Raw genomic sequence first — 234 nt, forward strand, 5'->3', positions numbered from 1 at the left:
CCACCACCGCATCTGAATCCACTGATCAGCCTGGTTCGTCCCGGCGCTGTTATGTGAGGTCGCGTTCAAACAGACACAGGCCGAAGGGAAGGCAACCGGGAAATTGATCACCGGTGGATGGCCTTCTGTCATGCCGCCGCCGAGGTATCCCCACTGGATCATGAATCCGCTGTTGTGTTTCCAAGCGCCGTTCCCGTTGCGGTTGAACATGATCGAACCACCGCCGCCGAACAT

At 58.1% G+C, this 234-nt stretch carries 1 protein-coding gene; it reads right to left on the reverse strand.

The window, feature by feature from the left end:
* Positions 1-234, reverse strand: a 234-nt coding sequence (locus tag SB689_RS24240; protein ID WP_410694564.1) for a gp53-like domain-containing protein, incomplete at both ends; no start/stop codon positions are given.

Origin of the sequence: Chryseobacterium sp. SIMBA_038 (genome assembly GCF_046535115.1) — a bacterium.
GTDB lineage: Bacteria > Bacteroidota > Bacteroidia > Flavobacteriales > Weeksellaceae > Chryseobacterium.